At 57.4% G+C, this 20,114-nt stretch carries 18 protein-coding genes; 10 read left to right on the top strand and 8 right to left on the bottom strand.

Annotated elements, in window-relative coordinates:
* Nucleotides 1-133 precede the first annotated feature (133 nt).
* On the bottom strand, nucleotides 134-1,333 hold the full coding sequence (locus H8K04_12735; protein ID UVT14704.1) for a methyltransferase domain-containing protein: 1,200 nt from the start codon (nucleotides 1,331-1,333) through the stop codon (nucleotides 134-136).
* 174 nt (nucleotides 1,334-1,507) lie between these two features.
* Nucleotides 1,508-2,875 carry a glutamate-5-semialdehyde dehydrogenase gene (locus H8K04_12740; protein ID UVT14705.1) on the bottom strand — a complete coding sequence of 456 codons (1,368 nt, stop codon included), beginning with the start codon at nucleotides 2,873-2,875 and terminating at the stop codon, nucleotides 1,508-1,510.
* A 223-nt stretch (nucleotides 2,876-3,098) separates the two neighbouring features.
* Between H8K04_12740 and H8K04_12745 the strand changes: the two genes are divergently transcribed.
* A complete protein-coding gene (locus H8K04_12745) occupies nucleotides 3,099-3,929 on the top strand; it encodes a hypothetical protein (protein ID UVT14706.1) in 831 nt (276 codons plus the stop codon).
* Nucleotides 3,930-3,951: 22 nt separating this feature from the next.
* Here the strand turns inward: H8K04_12745 and H8K04_12750 are convergent, their stop codons facing one another.
* On the bottom strand, nucleotides 3,952-5,271 hold the full coding sequence (locus tag H8K04_12750; protein UVT14707.1) for an MFS transporter: 1,320 nt from the start codon (nucleotides 5,269-5,271) through the stop codon (nucleotides 3,952-3,954).
* A gap of 92 nt (nucleotides 5,272-5,363) precedes the next feature.
* Here H8K04_12750 and ltaE point away from each other — a divergent pair, with 92 nt between their 5' ends.
* The 4 genes from ltaE (at nucleotide 5,364) to zwf (ending at nucleotide 9,856) form a co-directional block, all read left to right on the top strand.
* A complete protein-coding gene (gene ltaE, locus H8K04_12755; GenBank protein UVT14708.1) occupies nucleotides 5,364-6,395 on the top strand; it encodes a low-specificity L-threonine aldolase in 1,032 nt (343 codons plus the stop codon).
* 70 nt (nucleotides 6,396-6,465) lie between these two features.
* Entirely contained in the window at nucleotides 6,466-7,251 is a 786-nt protein-coding gene (locus tag H8K04_12760; protein ID UVT14709.1) for a nucleotidyltransferase domain-containing protein, read from the top strand.
* A 137-nt stretch (nucleotides 7,252-7,388) separates the two neighbouring features.
* Complete coding sequence (gene gnd, locus H8K04_12765; GenBank protein ID UVT14710.1) at nucleotides 7,389-8,282, top strand: decarboxylating 6-phosphogluconate dehydrogenase; 894 nt, start codon at nucleotides 7,389-7,391, stop codon at nucleotides 8,280-8,282.
* 26 nt (nucleotides 8,283-8,308) lie between these two features.
* The gene (gene zwf / locus H8K04_12770) at nucleotides 8,309-9,856 is read left to right on the top strand and encodes a glucose-6-phosphate dehydrogenase (protein UVT14711.1); all 1,548 of its coding nucleotides are present in this window, start codon (nucleotides 8,309-8,311) and stop codon (nucleotides 9,854-9,856) included.
* A gap of 19 nt (nucleotides 9,857-9,875) precedes the next feature.
* Here the strand turns inward: zwf and H8K04_12775 are convergent, their stop codons facing one another.
* Both H8K04_12775 and H8K04_12780 read right to left on the bottom strand, forming a co-directional pair.
* Nucleotides 9,876-10,208, bottom strand: coding sequence for a thiol reductase thioredoxin (locus tag H8K04_12775; protein UVT14712.1), 333 nt, complete (start codon nucleotides 10,206-10,208; stop codon nucleotides 9,876-9,878).
* Entirely contained in the window at nucleotides 10,205-10,843 is a 639-nt protein-coding gene (locus tag H8K04_12780; protein ID UVT14713.1) for a hypothetical protein, read from the bottom strand. The genes H8K04_12775 and H8K04_12780 overlap by 4 nt, the downstream gene beginning before the upstream one ends.
* A gap of 176 nt (nucleotides 10,844-11,019) precedes the next feature.
* Here H8K04_12780 and H8K04_12785 point away from each other — a divergent pair, with 176 nt between their 5' ends.
* The 5 genes from H8K04_12785 to H8K04_12805 all read left to right on the top strand — a co-directional run bounded on the left by H8K04_12785 (nucleotide 11,020) and on the right by H8K04_12805 (nucleotide 17,755).
* Nucleotides 11,020-12,819 (top strand): HEAT repeat domain-containing protein, encoded by a 1,800-nt coding sequence (locus H8K04_12785; protein ID UVT14714.1) that lies wholly within the window; start codon nucleotides 11,020-11,022, stop codon nucleotides 12,817-12,819.
* A gap of 12 nt (nucleotides 12,820-12,831) precedes the next feature.
* The gene (locus H8K04_12790) at nucleotides 12,832-14,382 is read left to right on the top strand and encodes an HD domain-containing protein (protein UVT14715.1); all 1,551 of its coding nucleotides are present in this window, start codon (nucleotides 12,832-12,834) and stop codon (nucleotides 14,380-14,382) included.
* A gap of 101 nt (nucleotides 14,383-14,483) precedes the next feature.
* Complete coding sequence (gene folB / locus H8K04_12795) at nucleotides 14,484-15,425, top strand: dihydroneopterin aldolase (protein ID UVT14716.1); 942 nt, start codon at nucleotides 14,484-14,486, stop codon at nucleotides 15,423-15,425.
* Nucleotides 15,422-16,270 carry a PHP domain-containing protein gene (locus H8K04_12800; GenBank protein ID UVT14717.1) on the top strand — a complete coding sequence of 283 codons (849 nt, stop codon included), beginning with the start codon at nucleotides 15,422-15,424 and terminating at the stop codon, nucleotides 16,268-16,270. Before folB ends, H8K04_12800 begins: the two co-directional genes overlap by 4 nt.
* Before the next feature lie 84 nt (nucleotides 16,271-16,354).
* Entirely contained in the window at nucleotides 16,355-17,755 is a 1,401-nt protein-coding gene (locus H8K04_12805) for a serine/threonine protein kinase (protein ID UVT14718.1), read from the top strand.
* Between the two features lie 54 nt (nucleotides 17,756-17,809).
* Here H8K04_12805 and H8K04_12810 read toward each other — a convergent pair whose 3' ends face one another.
* From H8K04_12810 to H8K04_12820, 3 genes are all read right to left on the bottom strand, one after another.
* Nucleotides 17,810-18,484, bottom strand: a complete 675-nt coding sequence (locus H8K04_12810; GenBank protein ID UVT14719.1) for a hypothetical protein — start codon at nucleotides 18,482-18,484, stop codon at nucleotides 17,810-17,812.
* A 69-nt stretch (nucleotides 18,485-18,553) separates the two neighbouring features.
* The gene (locus tag H8K04_12815) at nucleotides 18,554-19,567 is read right to left on the bottom strand and encodes a hypothetical protein (GenBank protein ID UVT14720.1); all 1,014 of its coding nucleotides are present in this window, start codon (nucleotides 19,565-19,567) and stop codon (nucleotides 18,554-18,556) included.
* Between the two features lie 130 nt (nucleotides 19,568-19,697).
* Nucleotides 19,698-20,111 carry a YjbQ family protein gene (locus H8K04_12820; protein UVT17972.1) on the bottom strand — a complete coding sequence of 138 codons (414 nt, stop codon included), beginning with the start codon at nucleotides 20,109-20,111 and terminating at the stop codon, nucleotides 19,698-19,700.
* Nucleotides 20,112-20,114 lie beyond the last annotated feature (3 nt).

The following is a 20,114-nucleotide window of genomic DNA, read 5'->3' on the forward strand; positions in this document are numbered from 1 at the left end:
CGAACACGAGGTGCGTACTTACTGAATTCTTTTAAGGATGGCGCAAGGGTAGCGAGAGCAACAGACGAATGCAAGAAAAATATCGGGCAATACGTACCTTACCCATATGTAGTTATTGGAGTGTAGGAGGCACCTATTCAGAGCCTCCTTCCTTTGACATGCCGTCGAGAATTTCCTGGTAATAGGCATCCACCATCGCCGAGTGGACCCCCTCAACGATCACCAATTGCCGTTGGTCAAACGTATTGGCGCAGTACAAGTATTCGAGCCCCCGAGAAGCGCCGCGCTCGACATGCAGTTGTCGACCCTCCGGACCTTCGTGCGTCATCTCTCTAGCGACTTCCCGATTGTCCAACTGCTCCCATGCAGCCTGGGCCGATGGCCAATGGTTTTCGTACAGCGGCGCGCGGGGATCGGTGGCGACGGGCACAGCGTCCTGAGCGAATACTTGACCGCTATCCTGCTCCGGCCGCTCATCCCAAGCTGCAGCGGCCTGGCCCCCCTTCTGGATCAGATAGCATGGACCATCTTCCACCGCCTCTTCGATCGATCGGTATTGGATTGGAGTGGGAGTCTCAACCAGCTGTAATCCTCTGTGGGCCAAGGCGCGCTGAAAGGGCACTCGCCTGGCCAATTGTCGAGTTTTCTCGCTCGCGATTATCCGGCCGTTTGGGCGGAGAACCTCGCAGAGCCGATCGAGCCGAGCACCCAACCCTGTCCGCCGTTCAAACGACGCCTGCTGTAACGCATTGCGTGCCCGCTCGAACGTTCGCCAACTTTGGCTCGGAAGACCGGGGTCGTGCTCGGCCTGTAACAACGCGTGAGCCGTGAGGATGAGGTCATAGGCCCCTGGCAGAGGTTCGGCATCCGCATCGACACACTCGAAACGAAGGTTGTCCAGACCGAGTTCATGAGCCTTTTGTCGTGCAACCGTGAGAGACGCTGCTGAACGGTCGATCCCGACAAAGCTTCGATCACGAAAATGCCGGGCATAGAAGGTGGCCAGAACGCCTAGACCACAACCGAAATCGAGAATATTCTTCGCGTGCCCGAGCGATGCAATCGTCCGTCGCCCGATCGCTTCATAGTACTCATAGCGTTGGCTGTAGAGAACCGGAAAGATCGTCGGATGCGCAGCGAGGTTGTAAAATGCAACTTCGTCATCGCGATCGCCTTTTCGTTTCTGTTCGACGCGTAAGGCCAGCAGCTTGAGATTTTCCGATGAGAGGTGCCGTCTCTGCCACGCGAAGTACTCGCGGTCCGACGTGAAGTGCCTGAGCCCCCACCAGGCAAGATGCTCCCTAAGCGATCGCTGCAGGAAATCAGAGGCCATATTACCGCGCTTGCTCAAAACGGTTGCCGGCAAGGCCGCTAGGAGTGAGAACCACGAGGCGTAACCTTCTTCACCCGCCCGCCCCGAACTGTCAGAGCAGCTCTCTCCCGTTGAGGGTACGTTGAGTGGTTCGAACGACTGAGCACGAAGCTGGCGAGCGTTTTCAGCGAGCGCCTAGGGACGTTTCAGCATGATGGCATCGAAGTACGTGTCGGGCACCGGGTGCGGTAATCGGAGCTGCCCCGCCCCAAACGCGACATACTTCTCACAGGTCAATTGTTCCAAGCCGATCGGTCCCTTTGCATGCAGCTTGCCCACACTCAGACCGACGTCGCATCCCAGACCGAAACTATCGCCTGCGTGCAGCCGCGTCGAGGCATTCACGAGCACCGCGCTCGCATCGACTTCCCGCGTGAATCGCAGCGCGGATTCATAGCAGTTGGTGGCGATCCCCGCGGTCTGACATGCACCGTGCGCCGCGATATGTGCCAGCGCCTCATCGATATCCTCGACCATCTTGATAGCCAACACCGGACCGGCAAACTGAGTATGCCAATCCGCATCCGTCGCAGGAACGATCGACGTATGGCCCGTCATGGCCATCTGTCCCATGAGGGCGACCGTCTTGGGGCACGCACGCACTTCCACCTTGAATTGATCAAGCAGACGGTTGATCAACGGAGGTAAGAATTGCCGTCCGATGACCTGTTGCACCAACAAGGTATCCAAGGCATTGGAGGCTCCCGGTTGTTGCACTTTGGAGTTGATCACCAAATTCTGGGCAACCGGGATGTCGGTGTCTTCATCGACAAAAAATTGGGTGAGCCCTCCGTCATCACACAAGATCGGGACCTTCGCTTGCTCCGCAACTGCTTTCCGCAACCCTGCTCCACCGCGCACGATCATCGCGTCGAGGCTTTTGCCCGCACGCATCAGCTCGATCGCCACCTCCTTCTCTTGGCGGTCAATGAGCACCCACGCCCCTTGGGGTACGCCGTTTTCTGTCGCCGCCTCCCGTAACCGCACATCGATCGCTTGATGCGTCAAGCTCCATTCCGGAGCTCCGCGAAAGATACAGAGGTTGCCTGATTTGAGACAGAGCGCGATCGACTCCACCGTCACGAGCGGACTCCGTTCGGAAATCATGCCGACCACCCCGATGGGAACCCTGACCTTGGATACCTGCAATCCATCAGGACGCTCGTGTCGTGCTGTCACAGCGCCGACAGGATCCGGCAGGTCGGCGATGACATGCAGCCGCTCGACAATTTCCTTCAGATGGTCGGTCGTCAGACGCACGCGGGCCACGGCAGCCTTCATCCGATTTTTGGCTTCGGCGCCATCAAAGGACTTCCCGACGGCATCGACCTCTTTCGCATTCACCGCCAGAATGGCTGACTCGTCGCCGGCAATACGGTCGGCCATGGCATGGAGCGCCCTTGACTTCACCGGACCCGGAAGCAGAGCCAGTCTTATCGAGACCGCTCTGCAATCTTTCAATGCCCTATCGAGGTAGAGCTTTACCGGAACTTCAATCGCCATAGGGGCCGCTTTTCGCGAGATAGGCCTTCCAAGGATTCATTGCAATCAGCCCATCACCCTGAGACAATACTAGGGGCGTAGGGCGTGGGACTATAGCACGCATTTTTTCGACGAGTAAACAACGGTCAGCGGGTTGCGATTCAGGCGGTTACAATTCGCTGCTCGAGATGGAAAATAGAAAATCGGTGAGCCGACTCGTGTTTGCGCAAAAAAAGGAGGGGTGATGCGGTTTCTAGCACAGGTGCACGTACGTGGTTTCAGCATGGCTCTCTGGATGTGCGTGGCGCTGTCGCTGGGAGCGTGCACTCCTCTCAAGCCCATGAATCCTCTGAATCCCCCGACACGAGCGACCCCTGAACAGGAAACCGAACGGGAACGGGAGAGCCAAACTCCCAAAGTGGTTCAAGTCCGTCCAAACGGGAGTAGTCCGCAACAATGTGTGGTCAATTTCGACGACGAGGCTGCGCTCTCACAAATCCTTGCCCAGGCTCGATCGACGCTCGCGTTCAAAACAGCCCGATCGCCGTCAGGACCACTGCAAATGTGTGATCCTTCCAAGCACAGCGACTGCTGGACCTACCGTCAGCGTTGTCAAAAACATGACATCAACATCGACAGCCTGGGCCAAAATCATTTTCATTTGAGCATGGCAAGAGGAATCGAGTGTTACACCCTTCCGGACCCGGGAGACGGTCTCGGCCGTGGCTTCGGCAAACTTGTGGATTGGAAATGCACCGACGTCGATTGGGCCAAGACGCCCAGAGTGCTCTCCTCTCACGACCAGAACCAGTGGGTTCGGGTCTGGGTCAGCAACGGCGAGAGTCATGCATCCACTTATTTTGATATGGAGTCTATTCGCGTCCTGCCGGACACCCCGATCCAACTCTGGTTTCGGAAGCGCGACGGAACTTGGTGGTTCTGGCCGGAGTTGAACGCGGGAAGCACCTGGAATCTCCGTGAATGGACTCGCGATGTGTCGGAAGTTCGAGTGCGGGGAGCACGGGCGGGCCGTGCAAGCTCCTATATGATCGGGTCCGTCACCATTCGCGACTAGACAGGTCCGGTCGAAGCAACGCTCATCCTGTGGAATGAGAATCCGCAATCGTCGATGAGGCGGTGGACGACGTCCGGCGCTTGTGCTGACGAGCGAGCATAGCCGCGAGCCATGCCCAGGCCAGCATCAATGGCACCATCGCCCAGGCGATATGGGCGGTGGTGGCTCCGAGTGTCTTCACGCCGGTGACCAGCCAGGCGGTGGACGCATCTCCTCCGCGTGAGACGGCTGTGTCGATAAAGTTCTTCGCCTTGTACTTTTCTTCACGACTGACGATAGTAAACAGCACTTCTCGCGACGGTTTGGACAACGCATATTCCCCCACCCTGCGCAGAACCGAAAAGACGACATAGACCACCAGCGTCGGCCACAGGGCGATCCCTATAAACCCCATCACACTGACCGCCGGGAGAAAGAGCAGACCCGCTCCCAGCCCAAACCGGCTGATTACCCCCTTGGTAATGAATAACTGGGTCAGCCAGGTCAACAGATTGGTGACAAGATCCAGACTGGAAAAGAGACGCGTGCGAGCCTCCGGCTGATCGAGATATTCCGCCACCAAACGAGTCTGTTCAAAGTACAAGAAGGTTGCGGTCATGGTCAGCAGGGCCAGGTAGCCGCAGATCCCAAGTAAATAGGGCGAGGAGAATGTCAGACGGATTCCCGCCAGGAAGCTTCCCCTGAGAGGATCGCCCGGGTGCGGTTGATGGTGTTTCGACCGTTGCCGACTCCACTGGTCGAGCCGGAATATGCATCCCAGACACAACAACAGAAACGCCGTCGAGGCCAACATCAAGACCGGAACCGGGAAAACAGACGTGAGGCCTGTTGTCAGCAGCGGGCCGACTATCGCCCCACTGCTCCCTCCCGCGGCAATGACCCCGAACAGCCGCGCTCCCTGCTCAGGCGTAAAGATGTCGTCCATGAAACTCCAGAACACGGACACGACGAACAGATTGAACACCGACAGCCAGATAAAAAACCCACGGGCTACCCACTCCGGAGACACATGACTCGTCATCAACGCATAAAACGCAACCAGATTCGTGATGAAGAATGCGTAGACGGTCAACAGAAGCCGATCGCGCGTGTATCGGGCCGAGAGCCACCCGAAGAGCGGCGTGGCGGCAAGCATGGCCACAAAGGTCCCGGACATCATCCACGGGAGATTCTTCAGTCCTCCTTCAATGGCCATTTCGTCGCGAACGGGACGGAGAATGGAATACCCGCAAAGCAAACAGAAAAAATATGCAAAGGCCCAGGCCAACGGAACCAATTCTTCCCGTTTGGCACCAAGAGACTCCGCCCATCGAACAAGACTCGTCTGACTCGGTTCGCCCATGCGTGCCCAGTGTAGCAGGTGTGCTTTCGCCTGCAAGTGGCATATCTGTTAGAATGCGGCGGGCCGTGTGGAATTCTCGGGAGACACACCACATGATTGATCTTCGTAGCGACACCGTCACGAAACCGACGGACGAGATGCGGAAGGCCATGGCGCGCGCCGAAGTCGGCGACGACGTGTATGGTGAAGATCCGACCGTCAATCGCCTTCAAGACATGGCGGCCAACCTGCTCGGCAAGCGCGTCGCGCTCTTTGTCCCCTCCGGAACCATGGCCAATCAACTGGCGATTCGGTCACAGACCCAGCCGGGGCAGGAGATTATCGTCGAAAGCAAGAGTCATATCGTCCGTTACGAGCAGGGGGCGGCCGGGGCGCTGGCAGGCGTGCAGCTCCATTGGGTGGTCGGTGAGCGGGGAATCATGACCGCCGAGCAGGTGGAAGCCGCGATCAGGCCAAACGATCCGCACAGCATCATGACGGCGTTGATCTGCCTCGAAAATACACACAATGCCGGAGGCGGGACGATTTATTCCTTGTCCACGATCGAAAGAATCCGCGCCATTGCCGTCAGGCATGGAATTCCCATGCATCTCGACGGAGCCAGGCTGTTCAATGCCGTGGCCGCGACGACGCTGCCCCCCACGGTGTACGCACAGCACTTTGAAACCGTCTCGATCTGTCTCTCGAAGGGGCTGGGAGCTCCCGTTGGATCGCTGTTGATCTCAAACGACCAGCGAATCATCGATCGCGCCCGACGCTTTCGGCGCATGTATGGAGGGGCCATGCGGCAAGCAGGCATTCTGGCGGCCGCCGGCATCTATGCCTTGGAGCGGCACGTCGCCCGCCTTAAGACCGACCACGACAATGCAAAAAAACTGGCTCGTCTGCTTCAGCAGATTCCCTCGATCCAGATTGCACCGCAGCACGTGGAGACCAATATCGTCATTTTCGATATCATCGACGAGCCGCGCTCTCCCGTCGAGTTAGTCGCTGCTCTGAAGGAGCAGGGGGTACTGATCAACGCGACTGGAGGGAAATCCTACCGGGCCGTCACTCATCTCAACGTCACAGAGAAGCAGATCGACGAAGCCGCCGCCGTTTTTTCGAAAATCCTCACACGTTGAACGTTGACACTCTATTTCATGGCCCATAGAATGCCGGAGAGACACCGTCGTTTACTGTTGAAAGAAGATTATGGATTCAAACACCACGACAAGCACCCCCACGCGAGACGAACTGAATGCCGAGTTGGTCGAAATTCCGGAACCGCCGGAACAGCCGGAATCACCTTCCCCTCCCGGGTTTGAAGACAATGTCGAAATTGCCTTGCGACATGTGAAGGGCCGAAGGGGCGGCGATCTGGTCGGCGTCATACTCGTCGGGTCGGGCGCACGGAGAGCGCTCACTCCGCATAGCGATATCGATCTGATCGCTCTGGTCAAGGGAGAGGCCGACAGCCACGAGATTCTCCGCGTGGGCGAGCACCTGGCGGATATTCGCTATCGTGGATACCAAGCCATTGAAGACGACCTCGCCTATTCCCTGCGCCTTCCCTCGTTGCTTCGAAAAGGCCGAATTCTTTACGATTATGAGGGCGTCTGTGCGCAGCTGATCGAAAAAGTTCACCAGCGATTCCGCCAAGGCCCGCCGCCGGCTTCCATCAACGAACAGATTCGTCTCAAGGCCGAATGCTTCCATCTGTTGGGGAAAGCGCAGGATCTCCTAGAAAAGCCGGGAACGGCCCACTATCTATTGACGCTGTTCTACGAAGATTGCGTCTCGGCGTTTTTCCGGTTACGAGGGTTTTGGCTGGTCGCCCCGGTGGATGTTCATCGATTCATGTTTTCGCGTGAACCGGCGCTCGAGCACCTGGCGGGACAATTCCTGACGGCCACCACCCTCGCCGACAGGCTCAACTTTGGACGGCAATTTGCCGATCTCCTCTTTAAGGATGTCCCGAATCCTGCCCGCATCGACTGACCGCGGGGATGCGCTGAACCGGGAGCCTCTACGCGAGGACCTTGTTCCCATGCGACGTGAGAAGAGCCACGCGTGCCCGTGAAGAGATCGACGGCCGCCGCACCCTCTGTACCCGACATTCATACCAAGGAGCGCTTATGGAACTGGGATTTATCGGATTAGGCAAGATGGGGATGAACATGGTCACGCGCCTCCGGCGCGATCAGCACCGTGTGGTCGTCTATGATCGATCCAGTGAACTGATCAAACAGGCGGAAAGTCACGGGTGTATCAGCTCGACGTCTCTGGCTGATCTTGTGAGTAAACTGAGTGCCCCCCGCGCCGTCTGGATCATGGTTCCGTCCGGATCCCCAACCGAAGAAACCGTGGAGGCGGTGGCCGCGTTGCTAAAGCCCGATGACACCATCATCGACGGCGGCAATACACGGTTTCATGACGACGTGCGGCGTGCCGCCGAGTTGAAGAAGCGAGGCATCCACTACGTGGACGCCGGAACGAGCGGAGGTATCTGGGGGCTCACCGTCGGCTACTGCCTCATGGTGGGTGGCGAAGCGGCACCCGTCCAGCGGCTTGCCCCGGTCTTCAAAACCCTCGCCCCGGAGAACGGGTGGGCGCATGTCGGAGGGGTTGGAGCCGGGCACTATGTGAAGATGGTCCACAACGGGATCGAGTACAGTATGATGCAAGGGTATGCGGAAGGGTTTGAGCTGATGTCGAAGAGCGAGTACAAGCTGGACCTGGCAAACATAGCCGACTTGTGGATGCATGGAAGTGTGGTCCGATCCTGGCTCTTGGAGTTGGCTGCGGGCGCGCTGAAACAGGATCCCAAACTGGAACGCCTGAAAGGATATGTCCAAGACTCGGGTGAAGGACGGTGGATGATCGTCGATGCCATCGAGAAAGACGTGCCGGTTCCGACCTTGACGACCGCCCTCTTTACCCGGTTCCGTTCACGGCAAGAAGAATCGTTTACCGAAAAGATGCTGGCCGCCCTTCGCAACGCCTTCGGTGGTCATGCCGTCCGACGATAACTCCCGGCAGCATTGAGGAGGCCTTGATGGCACCGACGAACAGTCAACGGATTGATATCAGCCCTTCCCAGGAACCGCTGCCGCCGGTCGAACCATGTACCTTGGTCATTTTCGGTGGCTCCGGCGACCTCGCTCGTCGGCGCCTGATTCCCGCGGTCTATAACCTCCTCCTCGACGGGTTGCTCCCGTCCAACTACGTGGTGCTCGGCCTGGGCCGTACTTCGATGAGCGATGACGAGTTCCGAGCCAGCGTCCGTGATGGCGTCGTCAAACATTCCCGGCAGGCCTTGATCGACGACACGTGGAATGCCTTTGCTCAGCATCTGTTTTACCTGGCAGGGGGAAACGACGAAGATCAGACCTATGTGAGACTGAAGGAGCGCGTAGAAGAACTCGAGCGGAAGTTTCAACTGCCCGGGAATCGGATTTACTATCTCAGCATCCCCCCCAGTTCCTTTACATCCGTCTGCGAAGGCTTGTCCCGTTCCGGTCTAGCGGGATCCCCCGGGGCTCGTTCACCCTATACGCGCATCATCGTCGAAAAACCGGTCGGGCGCGACCTGGTGTCGGCACAGGCCATCAACGAGGTCACAGGCCGCGTCTTCGCCGAATCGCAGATTTTCCGGATCGATCATTATTTGGGCAAAGAGACGGTTCAGAATCTCATGGTGGTGCGTTTCGCCAACAGCATTTTCGAGCCGATCTGGAACCATAAATACGTCGATCACGTTCAGATTACCGTGAGCGAGGCCGAAGGTGTCGGAACTAGAGCGACGTACTATGAGGAGGCGGGCGCTCTCCGGGACATGATCCAGAATCATTTGCTTCAGCTGCTTTGCCTGGTGGCCATGGAGCCGCCCTACTCCTTGGACCCGGATGTGGTGCGAAACGCCAAAATGGAAGTCCTCCGCTGCTTGAGGCCGATCACGGCGAAAGACGTGGAAAAGTTCACGGTGCGGGCCCAATACACCGAGGGCATGGCGCATGGGACACCAGTCCCCGGCTATCGGCGTGAGAAGGGCGTCAACCCGAACTCCACCACCGAAACCTACGTGGCGGTGAAATGTTTCGTCGAGAACTGGCGGTGGTCCGGTGTGCCCTTCTACTTGCGAACCGGAAAGGCCTTACCACAGCGTGCCAGCGAAGTTGCCGTCCAATTCAAAGAAATCCCGCAGATCCTCTTCAATGCCGGTGGACAGACTCCCCAAGCTCCGAATGTCTTGGCTTTGAAAATTCAACCGGAAGAAGGGCTCACGCTCCGCATCGTCTCCCGAGTACCCGGTACCCGCGCTCAGACCCATCCGGTGGAAATGGACTTCAAATATGGAGAAGTATTCGGCCGTCCGTCCCCCGAGGCCTACGAGCGCCTCTTACTCGACGTCATGGCGGGGGATGCGTCCCGCTTTATGCGGCGCGATGCCGTGGAAGCGTCCTGGGCGTGGATCACTCAGATTCTCGAAGCCTGGGAAAAGTCGGGACAGCGCTGGCTCCCCGAATATCAAGCCGGAACGTGGGGGCCGGTGGAAGCAGACCGGTTGATTCAAAACGACGGCCGCGCCTGGCGGGAGCTGTAGAACTGCTTCGCCACGATCGTCACCTGCCGACCGCTAACCAGACGTGTCTTGCGATCTGATCCTTCTTTCCCAGCCCTCCGATAAATCGTACGAATTCGCCTTTGTCATATACCGCCAGCGCGGGGAGCGACGAGATTTCCAATTCGGCAGGGATTTGAAAGTTCTCCTCCACATTCATCGTGAGGATGACGAGTTTCGATCCCATATCGTCTTGCAACCGTTCGAGCTCCTTCATAAGAGCACGGCAATGGCCGCAGCCTGGCTTCCAAAATTCCACCAACACGGGGACTGAACTCGCCTCAACGGCTTGATCGAACTCTCGGTCGGTGATGGCTTGCAGTGAACCGTTCACGACGATCCGGCTTGTGCCAGCAAAGGTTTCAGAAGGTGAGCCAGGTGCTCCGCAAATAACCGGTATCCGGCCGTGGTCAGATGAATGCCGTCGTTCGAATAGACCGAAGCCAACTGCCCGCTCTTCGGATCAGCGGTAAGCGTGAACAGGTCGACCATGGCGATGCCTTTGGAGTCGGCATATTCCCGGATGAGCGTGTTGAGGTGACGGCGATGGGTGAGATGTTCGGCCACCCACTCGTGCCAGGCCTGACTCTCCGAAGCATCTTCCACGCGAATCGAAGGAACTGTCACCGGAATGGGCACACCTCCCATTGCGAGCACCTGTTCATACATCTTGACCAAATTGCGCATGATGTGGGGTGGAACCGCGTTCCATCCAAGGTCGTTCGTTCCTCCAAGAATGGGAACGTAGCCGGGGTGATGATCGAGGACATCCCGCCGGAACCGCATGACCATTTCGCCCGTCAATTCACCGCAGATTCCACTGGTGCGAACGCGTGCGCCGCCATCCAACAACGATTGCAGAAACTCGCCGTACGGGGTCTCCCGCCCGGTCGGATTCTCCCTGGTGGGGGATTGAAACCCAGCCGTCAAACTGTCGCCGAAACAGATCACCAGCGTAGATCGCATCATGCGTGATAGTAGACTTCAGTGGATAAGATTTTCGCGTCGCGCTCGATCCGAGATCGATTCTACTGATGCCTCTTGCAACACACAAGGCGCCGGCGCAGATGATTCTTCTCCGAGGAATGGCCGTGAGGAATAGCGATTTTCTTGACGAATATCGGAACTGCCGGTAATTCTTACGTATGACCACGGATCTGAAGACCGCACAAGAGATGATGGCTGCCGCAGTAGCTGCACGAGCAGCGGAAGATCCGGAAATCGCCTCCATCAAACGCGCCTTGAAACTGTTGGACAAAACGGCCAAATCCAATCGGACCTATGGCTCGACGAACCCCGTGGCGCAGAAATTCTCTCAGCAACTGTTTGCCGAATTGACCACTCACCTCTCTACCTATTCCAAACTGGCTTTTCTCATTCAACGTTCCGAACTGCTGTGCAAGGACTGTGTCGTCTATCAGGCAGAGAAGGATAGTGGAAGTGAGAGCATCGCCTTCAAACTGTACGCCGACGGCATTCGGGAATTGGTTCTGTATCAAGGCCTGACGGAGGAAGATCTGTCCTTCTTCCTCGCGTCCTTGTGGAGCGGGCTCGACTCCAACGAGGATGACGACGATATCGTCACCCGGCTCTGGTCTCGAAATCTTTCGACCATTACGATCGCGACCGCAGAGGAACTCTCAAAGGCATCTGCAAGCAACGACGGATTCCTCCGTCTTGATGGAAACATGAGTTCCTCGGATTCGACGCTCCGAGAATTGCTGGACCGGGAATTAGCCAGAAAAAAGCGGTCCGGAGGGGAAACCGATTCCAACAGCGGAGGGACGGGAAACTCCAAAAGCCGATTTCAATCAGGGCTGGCGGGCTATGAAGTCACGGAAGAAGAACTCGCGACGCTGAGAAATGAGATCGAAGCAGAGAATAGACAAGATAGTCTCACGTACATCTTGGATACGCTGACGGCAATCCTTGCGTCCGAGAAGTCACCGGCGTTACTCACGAAACTTTTTGGCCTGTGGGGAAATATCGTCGAGACCCTCCTGCGCGAAGGCAAATGGACGGTGTTGGAGAAGGTGTTGGGCCTGCTACATGAATCGGACGCCGTGCGTCCTGACCTCGCTGAAGAACAAAAGCAACAATTAGCCTCCGTCTTCAATGGACTCGGCCGGGCGGAGCGAATCAAAGCGATCGAAGGCTACCTCAATGGGACACCCAACGCCGCCACCGAGGGACTGTCGACGATTTTGCTATTGATGAAGCACGACGCCGTACCCGCTCTATGCAACCTGCTGGCAAATCTGGAGTCGCCCATACATCAAACCATCGTATCGGAGGCGCTCCTGGTGTTGGCGAAAGATCAGCCCGAAGCGCTGCTGAGGAGTCTTTCGGACCGCCGGCCGACATATGTTCGAAACCTACTGTCGATCCTCCTCAAGTGGAATAACCCAAAGTTCATCGATGCCATTGAGAAACTGATACGGCATCCCGACGCACGGGTCCGCCGGGAAGTCGTGCGGGCGATCGGCGTCTTTCGGCCGAACGGCAACGGCTTGAAGCTCATTTCCTGCATGGGAGACGCGGATGAAACTGTGCGGATCGCCGCGGTGAAACTGCTGATGTCGGGACAATACAAGGTGTCATTCGACCACTGGACCTCCCTTGTGTCCGGTGAGGAGTTCCTGGATCTCCCTCCGAGTGAGCGTCGGGCGATTTTCCAAGCTATCCGCGCGACGTGTGGTGACGAGGCGATTCCCTATTGGGAAGGCTTGATGACCGAATGGGCATGGACGAATCGGAGAAAAAAAGAAGAATTGGCGGTCATGGGCGCCGAAACACTCGGGAAACTCGCCACACCCGCAGCCATCGCGTCCCTCACACTCGGCGCCAAGAAGGGAAGCGCCGTGGTTCGTCAGGCCTGCGCCACAGCGTTGTTGCACGCTCAGCGGCAACAACGGGGGAATCCTTCCACCGGTTCACCGCAATAGGAGTATGGCCCCGTGAATGAGCTCAAGTCCAAGATGCCCCAGAACCTGCCAAGCGAGGACAGAACCCAGCCGATCCTGACCCACGAAAAATCTCTGTCACAAAAAATCGGCCAGGGTTCGGAAGCCGGCGATATCCTCGACCAACAGCTGGCGATGCTCGGATTCCAGCTGATCACGCAGCTGAACACCTTGATCAAGACGTCGAGGATTCATGGCCGCGCCAATGCCGCGCTCGACAAGCCCGTCGAGACGATGTTGACGCTCATCGAAACGCTCGCTCATGACCAACCGGTCGGTTTATGGGTCCAGGATGATTTCCTCTTCTTGGGAGAGCACCATCTGAAAGTGACCTCGCAGCAAATGCTGGTGGTCTCAAGCGTGATTGACGCCCTGAGAAAGTGGGGCATCGGCGGCTTGACCTTTTCTTCGTCCGTTTCCTCCAAAGACCTTCGAGAGTTCGCCCATCTGTTCGTCAGTCTTGACCCGGCCACCAAGTCGATCGATGACTTCCGACAGGAATTGAAGAACCTGGCCGTCACCGGCATTGAAATCAACGATCCTCGTCAACTCACGTTCAGAGATGATCCTGCCGGAGATGGGAATGCAAAGCTCAAGCACAAATCACAGTCGAAAGCCGCGTATGGGAAGGCAACCGACGCCGTCGGCAACCTGACACAGTCCGCCCGCGACGGCAAGACCCTGAGTTTCAAGCACGCCAAACGTGCCATTCAGAACATCATCGACCTGATGATGCACGATGAGCCCGTCTTGCTCGGTCTCACAACACTCCGCTGCCACGATCAATACACTCATAATCACTCCGTCAACGTCGCGCTGCTCTCCATGGCGCTCGGTAATCGTGCCGGCTACTCGAAGGTCGACCTTGCCGATCTGGGATTGGGAGCCCTCTTTCACGACGTGGGGAAATGCGCAATCTCATTGGATATCCTGAATAAGCCCGGCGAGTTCACCACGGACGAGTGGGAAATCATGCGAAGCCATCCCGTAGAGGGAGTCCTGACCCTCATCGAGCTGCGGAATATCGGGAATGTCCCAGCCCGAATGGCCTCAGCTTCATTTGAGCATCACATGAACTATGACCTCTCCGGATACCCCAAACTCGCTGTGCCGTGGAAGCAGAGCTTGCCGAGCCGTATCGTCACGATAGCGGATTGTTATGATGCCATGACCTCATCACGAGTCTACCGGCGCGAACCTATGTCGCCGTCGAAGGTCTTGAAATTCATGTTCAGCAAAAGCGGCCAATCCTTTGACCCAATACTTCTGAAACTCTTCGTGAACTGTGTCGGCATCATCCCCATCGGAAGCCTGGTCGTCCTCGATTCAGACGAATTCGCCGTCGTGCTTAAACCTGCCGCCGACAAAGCCGACAGTGAACGCCCCATCGTCAAAATCATCACCGACGCCCAGGGCAATCCCATCGACGACGGACCGGAGTTGGACTTGACGGAAAAAAATGATACCGGCGACTATGGGCACAGTATTATCCGGTTGGTCGACAACACCGAGTACAAGTTCGACACCAGCCGCTACTTCATCTAGTCGTCGTACGTAGCGGGACTCTCTCCTCTCCTGGTTCCCTTGCGCCGTTCTTGTGCCTCTCTTGCTTGACAGGCTGAAAGACGATCCTCGACAATGCCGGCATGGGCGGGCAGATCGTCATCGAGCAGTTGGAGTTCCGCGGCCGCTGTGGCGTGACGCCGGAAGAGCGGGCTCGGACTCAGCCGCTCGCGGTCGATCTGGAGTTGAGTTGTCAGCTAGAGGATGCGGGGCAGTCCGACGACCTGTTGCACACGATCGACTACGCGAAAGTGGCTCAGCGCGTGATTGAACTTGGAGTCGGTCATGATTCTCGGCTGCTGGAGGCAATGGCTGAACGATTCTTGTCGGCCCTCTTCGACGAATTTCCCGTTGATCGCATCAAGCTGTGGCTGCGAAAGCTTCATCCACCGATCCCCCACGTCGCCAGATCCGTGGGGATCACTGTGGAACGCACCAGGCTCGCGCAACAACTTCTTCGAGCTGACCCACCGCCGGCACGGTTTCTTATCCAACAGCTCCACCGCCTTCCGAAAGGGAAGGTCCTCGACGTCGCAGCCGGAAACGGACGCCACGCGCTCTTTCTCGCGTCGTTGGGCTATCAGGTCGACACCATCGATCGCGATGAGGACGCCATCGCGCAACTTTCGTCCAGCGCACGAGCACGGAACCTCACCGGGGTTACGACACGCGCGCTCGACCTGGAGCAACCTCCCCCGCACAAGCCGAATCTTGGACATGAAACGTACGACGCTATTCTCGTATTCTTTTATCTGAACCGACCGCTCTTCCCCCACCTGATCGAGGCGCTCAAGCCCGGCGGCATGTTGTTCTACGAAACCTTTACCATCGACAACCACCTCCAGTATCGACATCCAAGGCGCCAAGAGTTTTGCCTCAACCAGGGTGAACTCTTGGACCTCACAGCGAGCCTCCGCGTGCTTCATTATGATGAAGGGCTGCACGAAGGACATCACGGCTCGGAAGCGGTGTACACCGCGCAGCTCGTGGGGCTGAAACCCTTTCTTGCGAGGTCCTCACCATGAGCCGCTTGGACCTTCATCTCCATACGACCCACTCTGACGGAAGCTGCACACCCGCCGAAGTGATCGACCTGGCGCACAAAGCGGGGGTGAGCGCGTTGGCGATCACCGATCATGACATTACAACAGGGGTCGCCGAAGCCATCGCGGCCGGACAGCAGTGTGGAATCGAGGTGATCCCTGGAGTCGAGATCAGCTCGATTATCGCCAACTCCGAGTTGCATATTCTTGGATACTTCCTTGATTGGCAGGACGCCGACTTGAATCAGCGATTCAAGAGCATGAGAGACAGTCGCCACCGCCGCAATCCGAAAATCATTGAACGGTTGCAGGCCCTCGGGATCGAGATGACGTACGATGAAGTCCGCGCCGTTGCCGGCAGTGATTCAGTCGGCAGACCACACATTGCCCGGGTCCTCATGGACAAGGGAGTGGTCGCATCAGCGAAAGAGGCCTTCGATCGCTTTCTGGCCGAAGGAAAACCCGCCTACGTTCCTCGCGACCTCCCGAGTCCCGCCGAAGCCATTCAATGGATTAAAGCCGCGCGAGGACTCGTCGTCCTGGCCCATCCGACGTGGGTCAAGCCTGCGGGTCGGTCGCTGGCCGATCTGGTTCGACAGCTCAAAGCCGACGGACTCGATGGCGTGGAAGTGTATTATAGTACGCATGCCGCGCGGCAAACACGCGAGTACCTTAGCCTTGCGAAACAACTCGGTCTGTTGGTCACCGGCGGCAGCGACTTTCACGGCCTCACGAAGCCCGATATCGAGGTCGGCATCGGCAAAGGTGCACTGCACATTCCCACCTCGTTGCTTCCCAAGATGAAGGAAGCCGCCGCACAACTCTAAGATATCCCTGCGCATATTTCCTCCAATCCATTGACTCTGCTTCGGTATCCGCTAGACTTTGCTAGTTCTCAGATCTTGTTGCTCATGATCAACGCTTCAAGTTGGGCCTTTCAATATCTTCTGGTTGCGCTCGTGGCGCTGTTTGCCGGTCCCCTCTTGAGCAAACTACCGGCGGCGCAATCGCTTCCGCTCACGCTGTTCGGCCTGAACGGCTCCCAAATGATTCGCCTCGTCGTGGAAGAAACCGGACTGACCGTCCTCTGCATTCTCTCAATCCGCGCATTTCGGCAGATGCCCGATAACGGGCGAGGCTCCTCGTTCCTTCGGCAACTGGTCCTTCCCGTCACGACTCTGTTCATCGTGATTGCGACGGATAGAACCCTTCGCGTGGTCGGACTTTCTTTGATCGACCATCTCGGCCCTGCACGCTATACCCTCGCGTATACCGCTGCGCTGACGCTGACGGGCCTTTGGATCACCGCGGCGTGGCTTTTGAATCTTGACGCACTGCACCGATTTTTTTCCAAGCCTGTGCTTTCCGCTCGTCGCAAAGAGGCCACGCCGTCGGCCGACGAGACCGACGAAATCCATCCGGACCATGAAGAAGTAGAGGAGACAGAGGCCACAACCGGCTCGACCGCCGCAAAGAATAGCCCACCCAGTACACTGGGTCGGTACAAGGTGTTGAAGGAATTGGGACGTGGCGCGATGGGTGTGGTCTATCTCGGGAAAGACCCGACGATCCAGCGGTTCGTCGCCATCAAGACGATGCAGCTCGACGCGATCAACGACGCCGACACATTGCAAGAGTCGAAAGCGCGGTTCTTTCGAGAGGCCGAATCCACCGGGCGATTGTCCCACCCGAACATCGTCACGATTTTCGACGCGGGTGAAGAAGACGATCTCGGTTACATCGCCATGGAATTGCTTCAGGGCACCACGCTCAAAGAATGGTCGCGAAAGCCCAATCTCCTGCCCTTCGAAAAAGTTCTCTCCACCCTGGCCTTCGTCGCCGAAGCGATGGACTATGCCCACCAGCAAGGAGTCGTCCATCGCGATATCAAACCGGCCAACATCATGGTGACCAACGATGCGGTAGTCAAAGTCATGGACTTCGGCATCGCCAAGATGGCGACCTCGTCAAAAACTCAGACGAACATCGTGATGGGAACTCCCACCTACATGTCTCCTGAACAGATCGCCGGCAAAAAGGTGGATGGTCGATCCGATATTTTCTCCCTCGCCGTCGTCATGTTCGAACTCCTGACCGGTCGCCCACCGTTCATCGCCGACAACGTTTCGGCCCTGCTGTTCGCGATCGCGCACAATCCCCATCCCAGTTTGGCTGCAATCAGACCCGACGTCCCTGCCATCGTCAAAACAGTCCTGGATCGAGCGCTCCACAAGGATCCTGTCCAACGCTATCGTCGCGCCGGTGAGTTCGCGACGGAACTCCGCTCCTGTGTCGAAGGGCTTGCCGCCTAACAAAGGTTGATGGTGGGTGTCTTCCTGGATGGCCCGGAGAGATGCGGAGGGAACTTAATTCCGCAGGTTGAGCCGCCCTTTCGGCAGACTTTGGTAGCAGCCCTCTGAGAGATCCTGTTCGTGCTCCTGCAGACATTGCAAGATACGGCCATCACCGGGCTGTACGTCTCGGCAGACCCGCTTCACATCTTCGGCGCACGCCAGCTTATAGCCATCGGCTTCTTTCCAGCGCACCAGCTTCTGCCGCACGATCTGTTGACAGGGAGCATCTAATCGTTTGAGGCGTTGCATCACGCACCGTCGCCGGTCTTCTCCAGAAAGGGAATCGGGACAGTACTGCTGGACCTCGGCCTCACACTTCACTTCCGCGATTTGCCTGGCACGTCCGTCGAGTGGAACGGACAATCCGCCGAGAGTCGTCCCGGACCCGGACCCTGACCCTTCGCTTCCCGCCGCACTTTCGCTCGGTTGAGCAGGTAGGCCGGGGATCGTCAAATCGAGTTCCGGCGCACGCGCCGCTTCGACTCGAGATGGCGCCGGTTGCGCCGACAAGAGCTCCTCCTTCGAGGGCAAATTCGCCCATACGATCGTCCAGACGAGGATCAATCCAACCACAGTGACGAGACTCGCGGTGGCCTTTCCGGACTGATCTTTAGTGCCGGTGGTCTTCATCGAGGAGAGGATAAAGTAAAGCTGTCGGAAAATCACCGAAAGAGAGGTTTTGCGCAAGGCCTCTCCTTCGGCCGACACAACCACGATCGAGGAATGAGCTGAACAGTGTTGATTAGAGCGGCAGAACTAGTTTTCGGGGGTTTCGACGATGTGATTTTCGAACCTGGTACAGCCTTCCGCAAGGAGTCTGTTAGTCAACATCTCGCCCGGCCATTCAATGGGCAGATCGGCCGTAAAGACCCAGACATCCGGGGACGTCCACACCGGGCCGTGTTCTTCCGGAAGCTCGGGATCGAACAGGTCGGTCCACACCGGCATGTAGACCCCGTTTCCACATTGCGTATGCAGATGCACGATGGTGCGTGACCGTACAAGCGGGTCCAGTTCTCTCCACACGGCGGCGGTCTCATCGGCCAGGTGATGCAGACGTACCGCGTTCTGCGCATCGAACATGGCGTATGCCGCGTAAACAGGCACCTCGATCGTGTCCGGCGCGCAAGCCAACTCCGGACATTGCTTCACCAGTCCCTCCAGAATTTCACGGCGCTGACTGTCCTCCCAGGAATCAGGTAAACCAGGGTCCGGGGCTCCGATCAGTTCGAACAAAAGAAACGCGGTGTTTTCAACGGGAGGAAGCAGCCGCGCCGCCACCGATTGCGCGCGCCGTGAATCCGCAACCGTCACCAAGTGATCATGGAACATTTGAAGATTCAACATCTCGAGTGTCGCATCGGTCAAGAGTCGCGACTCGACACGAACGACCGTTCCAGTAGGCAGCTGCAAATAACGGTGCAGCAAGTCGGCTGTGGCGATCGGGTCGATTTTGAGTTTCAGAGGAGCGGTCAAATTCGCCTGCAGGGGAAGTTCGAGCGCCGCGATCGTGGCATAGGTCGGCTTTTCATCGTTCGGCCCATCCAGAAGCAACGTGCAACTCGCTTCGGCCACGAGGTCGAACAGCCATTCCGCCATTTCCTCGTCGAGCGCCGCAAGGACGGTCAAGAGATCGTGCTCCCGCCCCTGTTCAAGAAACGCCTGCAGAGTGTCGATCGCATCATCGGTGTCGCCGTGATCGTGGCGACGGGCATTGATGAGATGAATGAGATCGCGTGTGAGTGGATCAGGGCGAGACCACGCTAGCATTTCCGCTCCCTACGATATGAGCCATGCGTGATGACTCGACGACTCAAAATGCATGTTGCCAAACTTTTCTGGCCCGCGCAAGCGTCAAAACGATTATCCACGATGCAGTGGCGCATGGCCGTCGACTCTCCTACTCCCCGATGATTTTCACGAGAACCCGCTTGCGCCGACGGCCGTCGAACTCGCCGTAAAAAATCTGTTCCCATGGACCGAAGTCGAGTTTGCCCTCGGTGATCGCGACCACGACCTCCCGACCCATCACTTGCCGCTTCACATGGGCATCCCCGTTGTCTTCCCCTGTGTCGTTATGCCGGTAGCGAGCTTCCTGAGGAGCCAGCCGTTCCAAAAACTCGTCGTAGTCCTGCAACAGACCCGGCTCATCGTCGTTGATGTACACACTCGCCGTGATATGCATGGCATTGACCAGAACCAGTCCCTCCCGTATCCCGCTCTTCCTCACCAATCCCTCGATATGTGGCGTGATATTGAGGTAGGCCCGTCTGGTCTTCGTCTCAAACCACAGTTCTTCGCGGTAGGATTTCATGGT

Source organism: Nitrospira sp. (assembly GCA_024760525.1).
In the GTDB taxonomy this organism is placed as follows: Bacteria; Nitrospirota; Nitrospiria; order Nitrospirales; family Nitrospiraceae; genus Nitrospira_D.

Coding starts and splice junctions, on each gene's coding strand:
- H8K04_12740 (UVT14705.1), bottom strand. CDS start 2,875: ATGGCGATTGAAGTTCCGGTAAAGCTCTACCTCGATAGGGCATTGAAA.
- gnd (UVT14710.1), top strand. CDS start 7,389: ATGGAACTGGGATTTATCGGATTAGGCAAGATGGGGATGAACATGGTC.
- H8K04_12805 (UVT14718.1), top strand. CDS start 16,355: ATGATCAACGCTTCAAGTTGGGCCTTTCAATATCTTCTGGTTGCGCTC.
- H8K04_12800 (UVT14717.1), top strand. CDS start 15,422: ATGAGCCGCTTGGACCTTCATCTCCATACGACCCACTCTGACGGAAGC.
- H8K04_12750 (UVT14707.1), bottom strand. CDS start 5,271: ATGGGCGAACCGAGTCAGACGAGTCTTGTTCGATGGGCGGAGTCTCTT.
- H8K04_12760 (UVT14709.1), top strand. CDS start 6,466: ATGGATTCAAACACCACGACAAGCACCCCCACGCGAGACGAACTGAAT.
- ltaE (UVT14708.1), top strand. CDS start 5,364: ATGATTGATCTTCGTAGCGACACCGTCACGAAACCGACGGACGAGATG.
- H8K04_12735 (UVT14704.1), bottom strand. CDS start 1,333: ATGGCCTCTGATTTCCTGCAGCGATCGCTTAGGGAGCATCTTGCCTGG.
- H8K04_12785 (UVT14714.1), top strand. CDS start 11,020: ATGACCACGGATCTGAAGACCGCACAAGAGATGATGGCTGCCGCAGTA.
- folB (UVT14716.1), top strand. CDS start 14,484: ATGGGCGGGCAGATCGTCATCGAGCAGTTGGAGTTCCGCGGCCGCTGT.
- H8K04_12815 (UVT14720.1), bottom strand. CDS start 19,567: ATGCTAGCGTGGTCTCGCCCTGATCCACTCACACGCGATCTCATTCAT.
- H8K04_12820 (UVT17972.1), bottom strand. CDS start 20,111: ATGAAATCCTACCGCGAAGAACTGTGGTTTGAGACGAAGACCAGACGG.
- zwf (UVT14711.1), top strand. CDS start 8,309: ATGGCACCGACGAACAGTCAACGGATTGATATCAGCCCTTCCCAGGAA.
- H8K04_12745 (UVT14706.1), top strand. CDS start 3,099: ATGCGGTTTCTAGCACAGGTGCACGTACGTGGTTTCAGCATGGCTCTC.
- H8K04_12780 (UVT14713.1), bottom strand. CDS start 10,843: ATGATGCGATCTACGCTGGTGATCTGTTTCGGCGACAGTTTGACGGCT.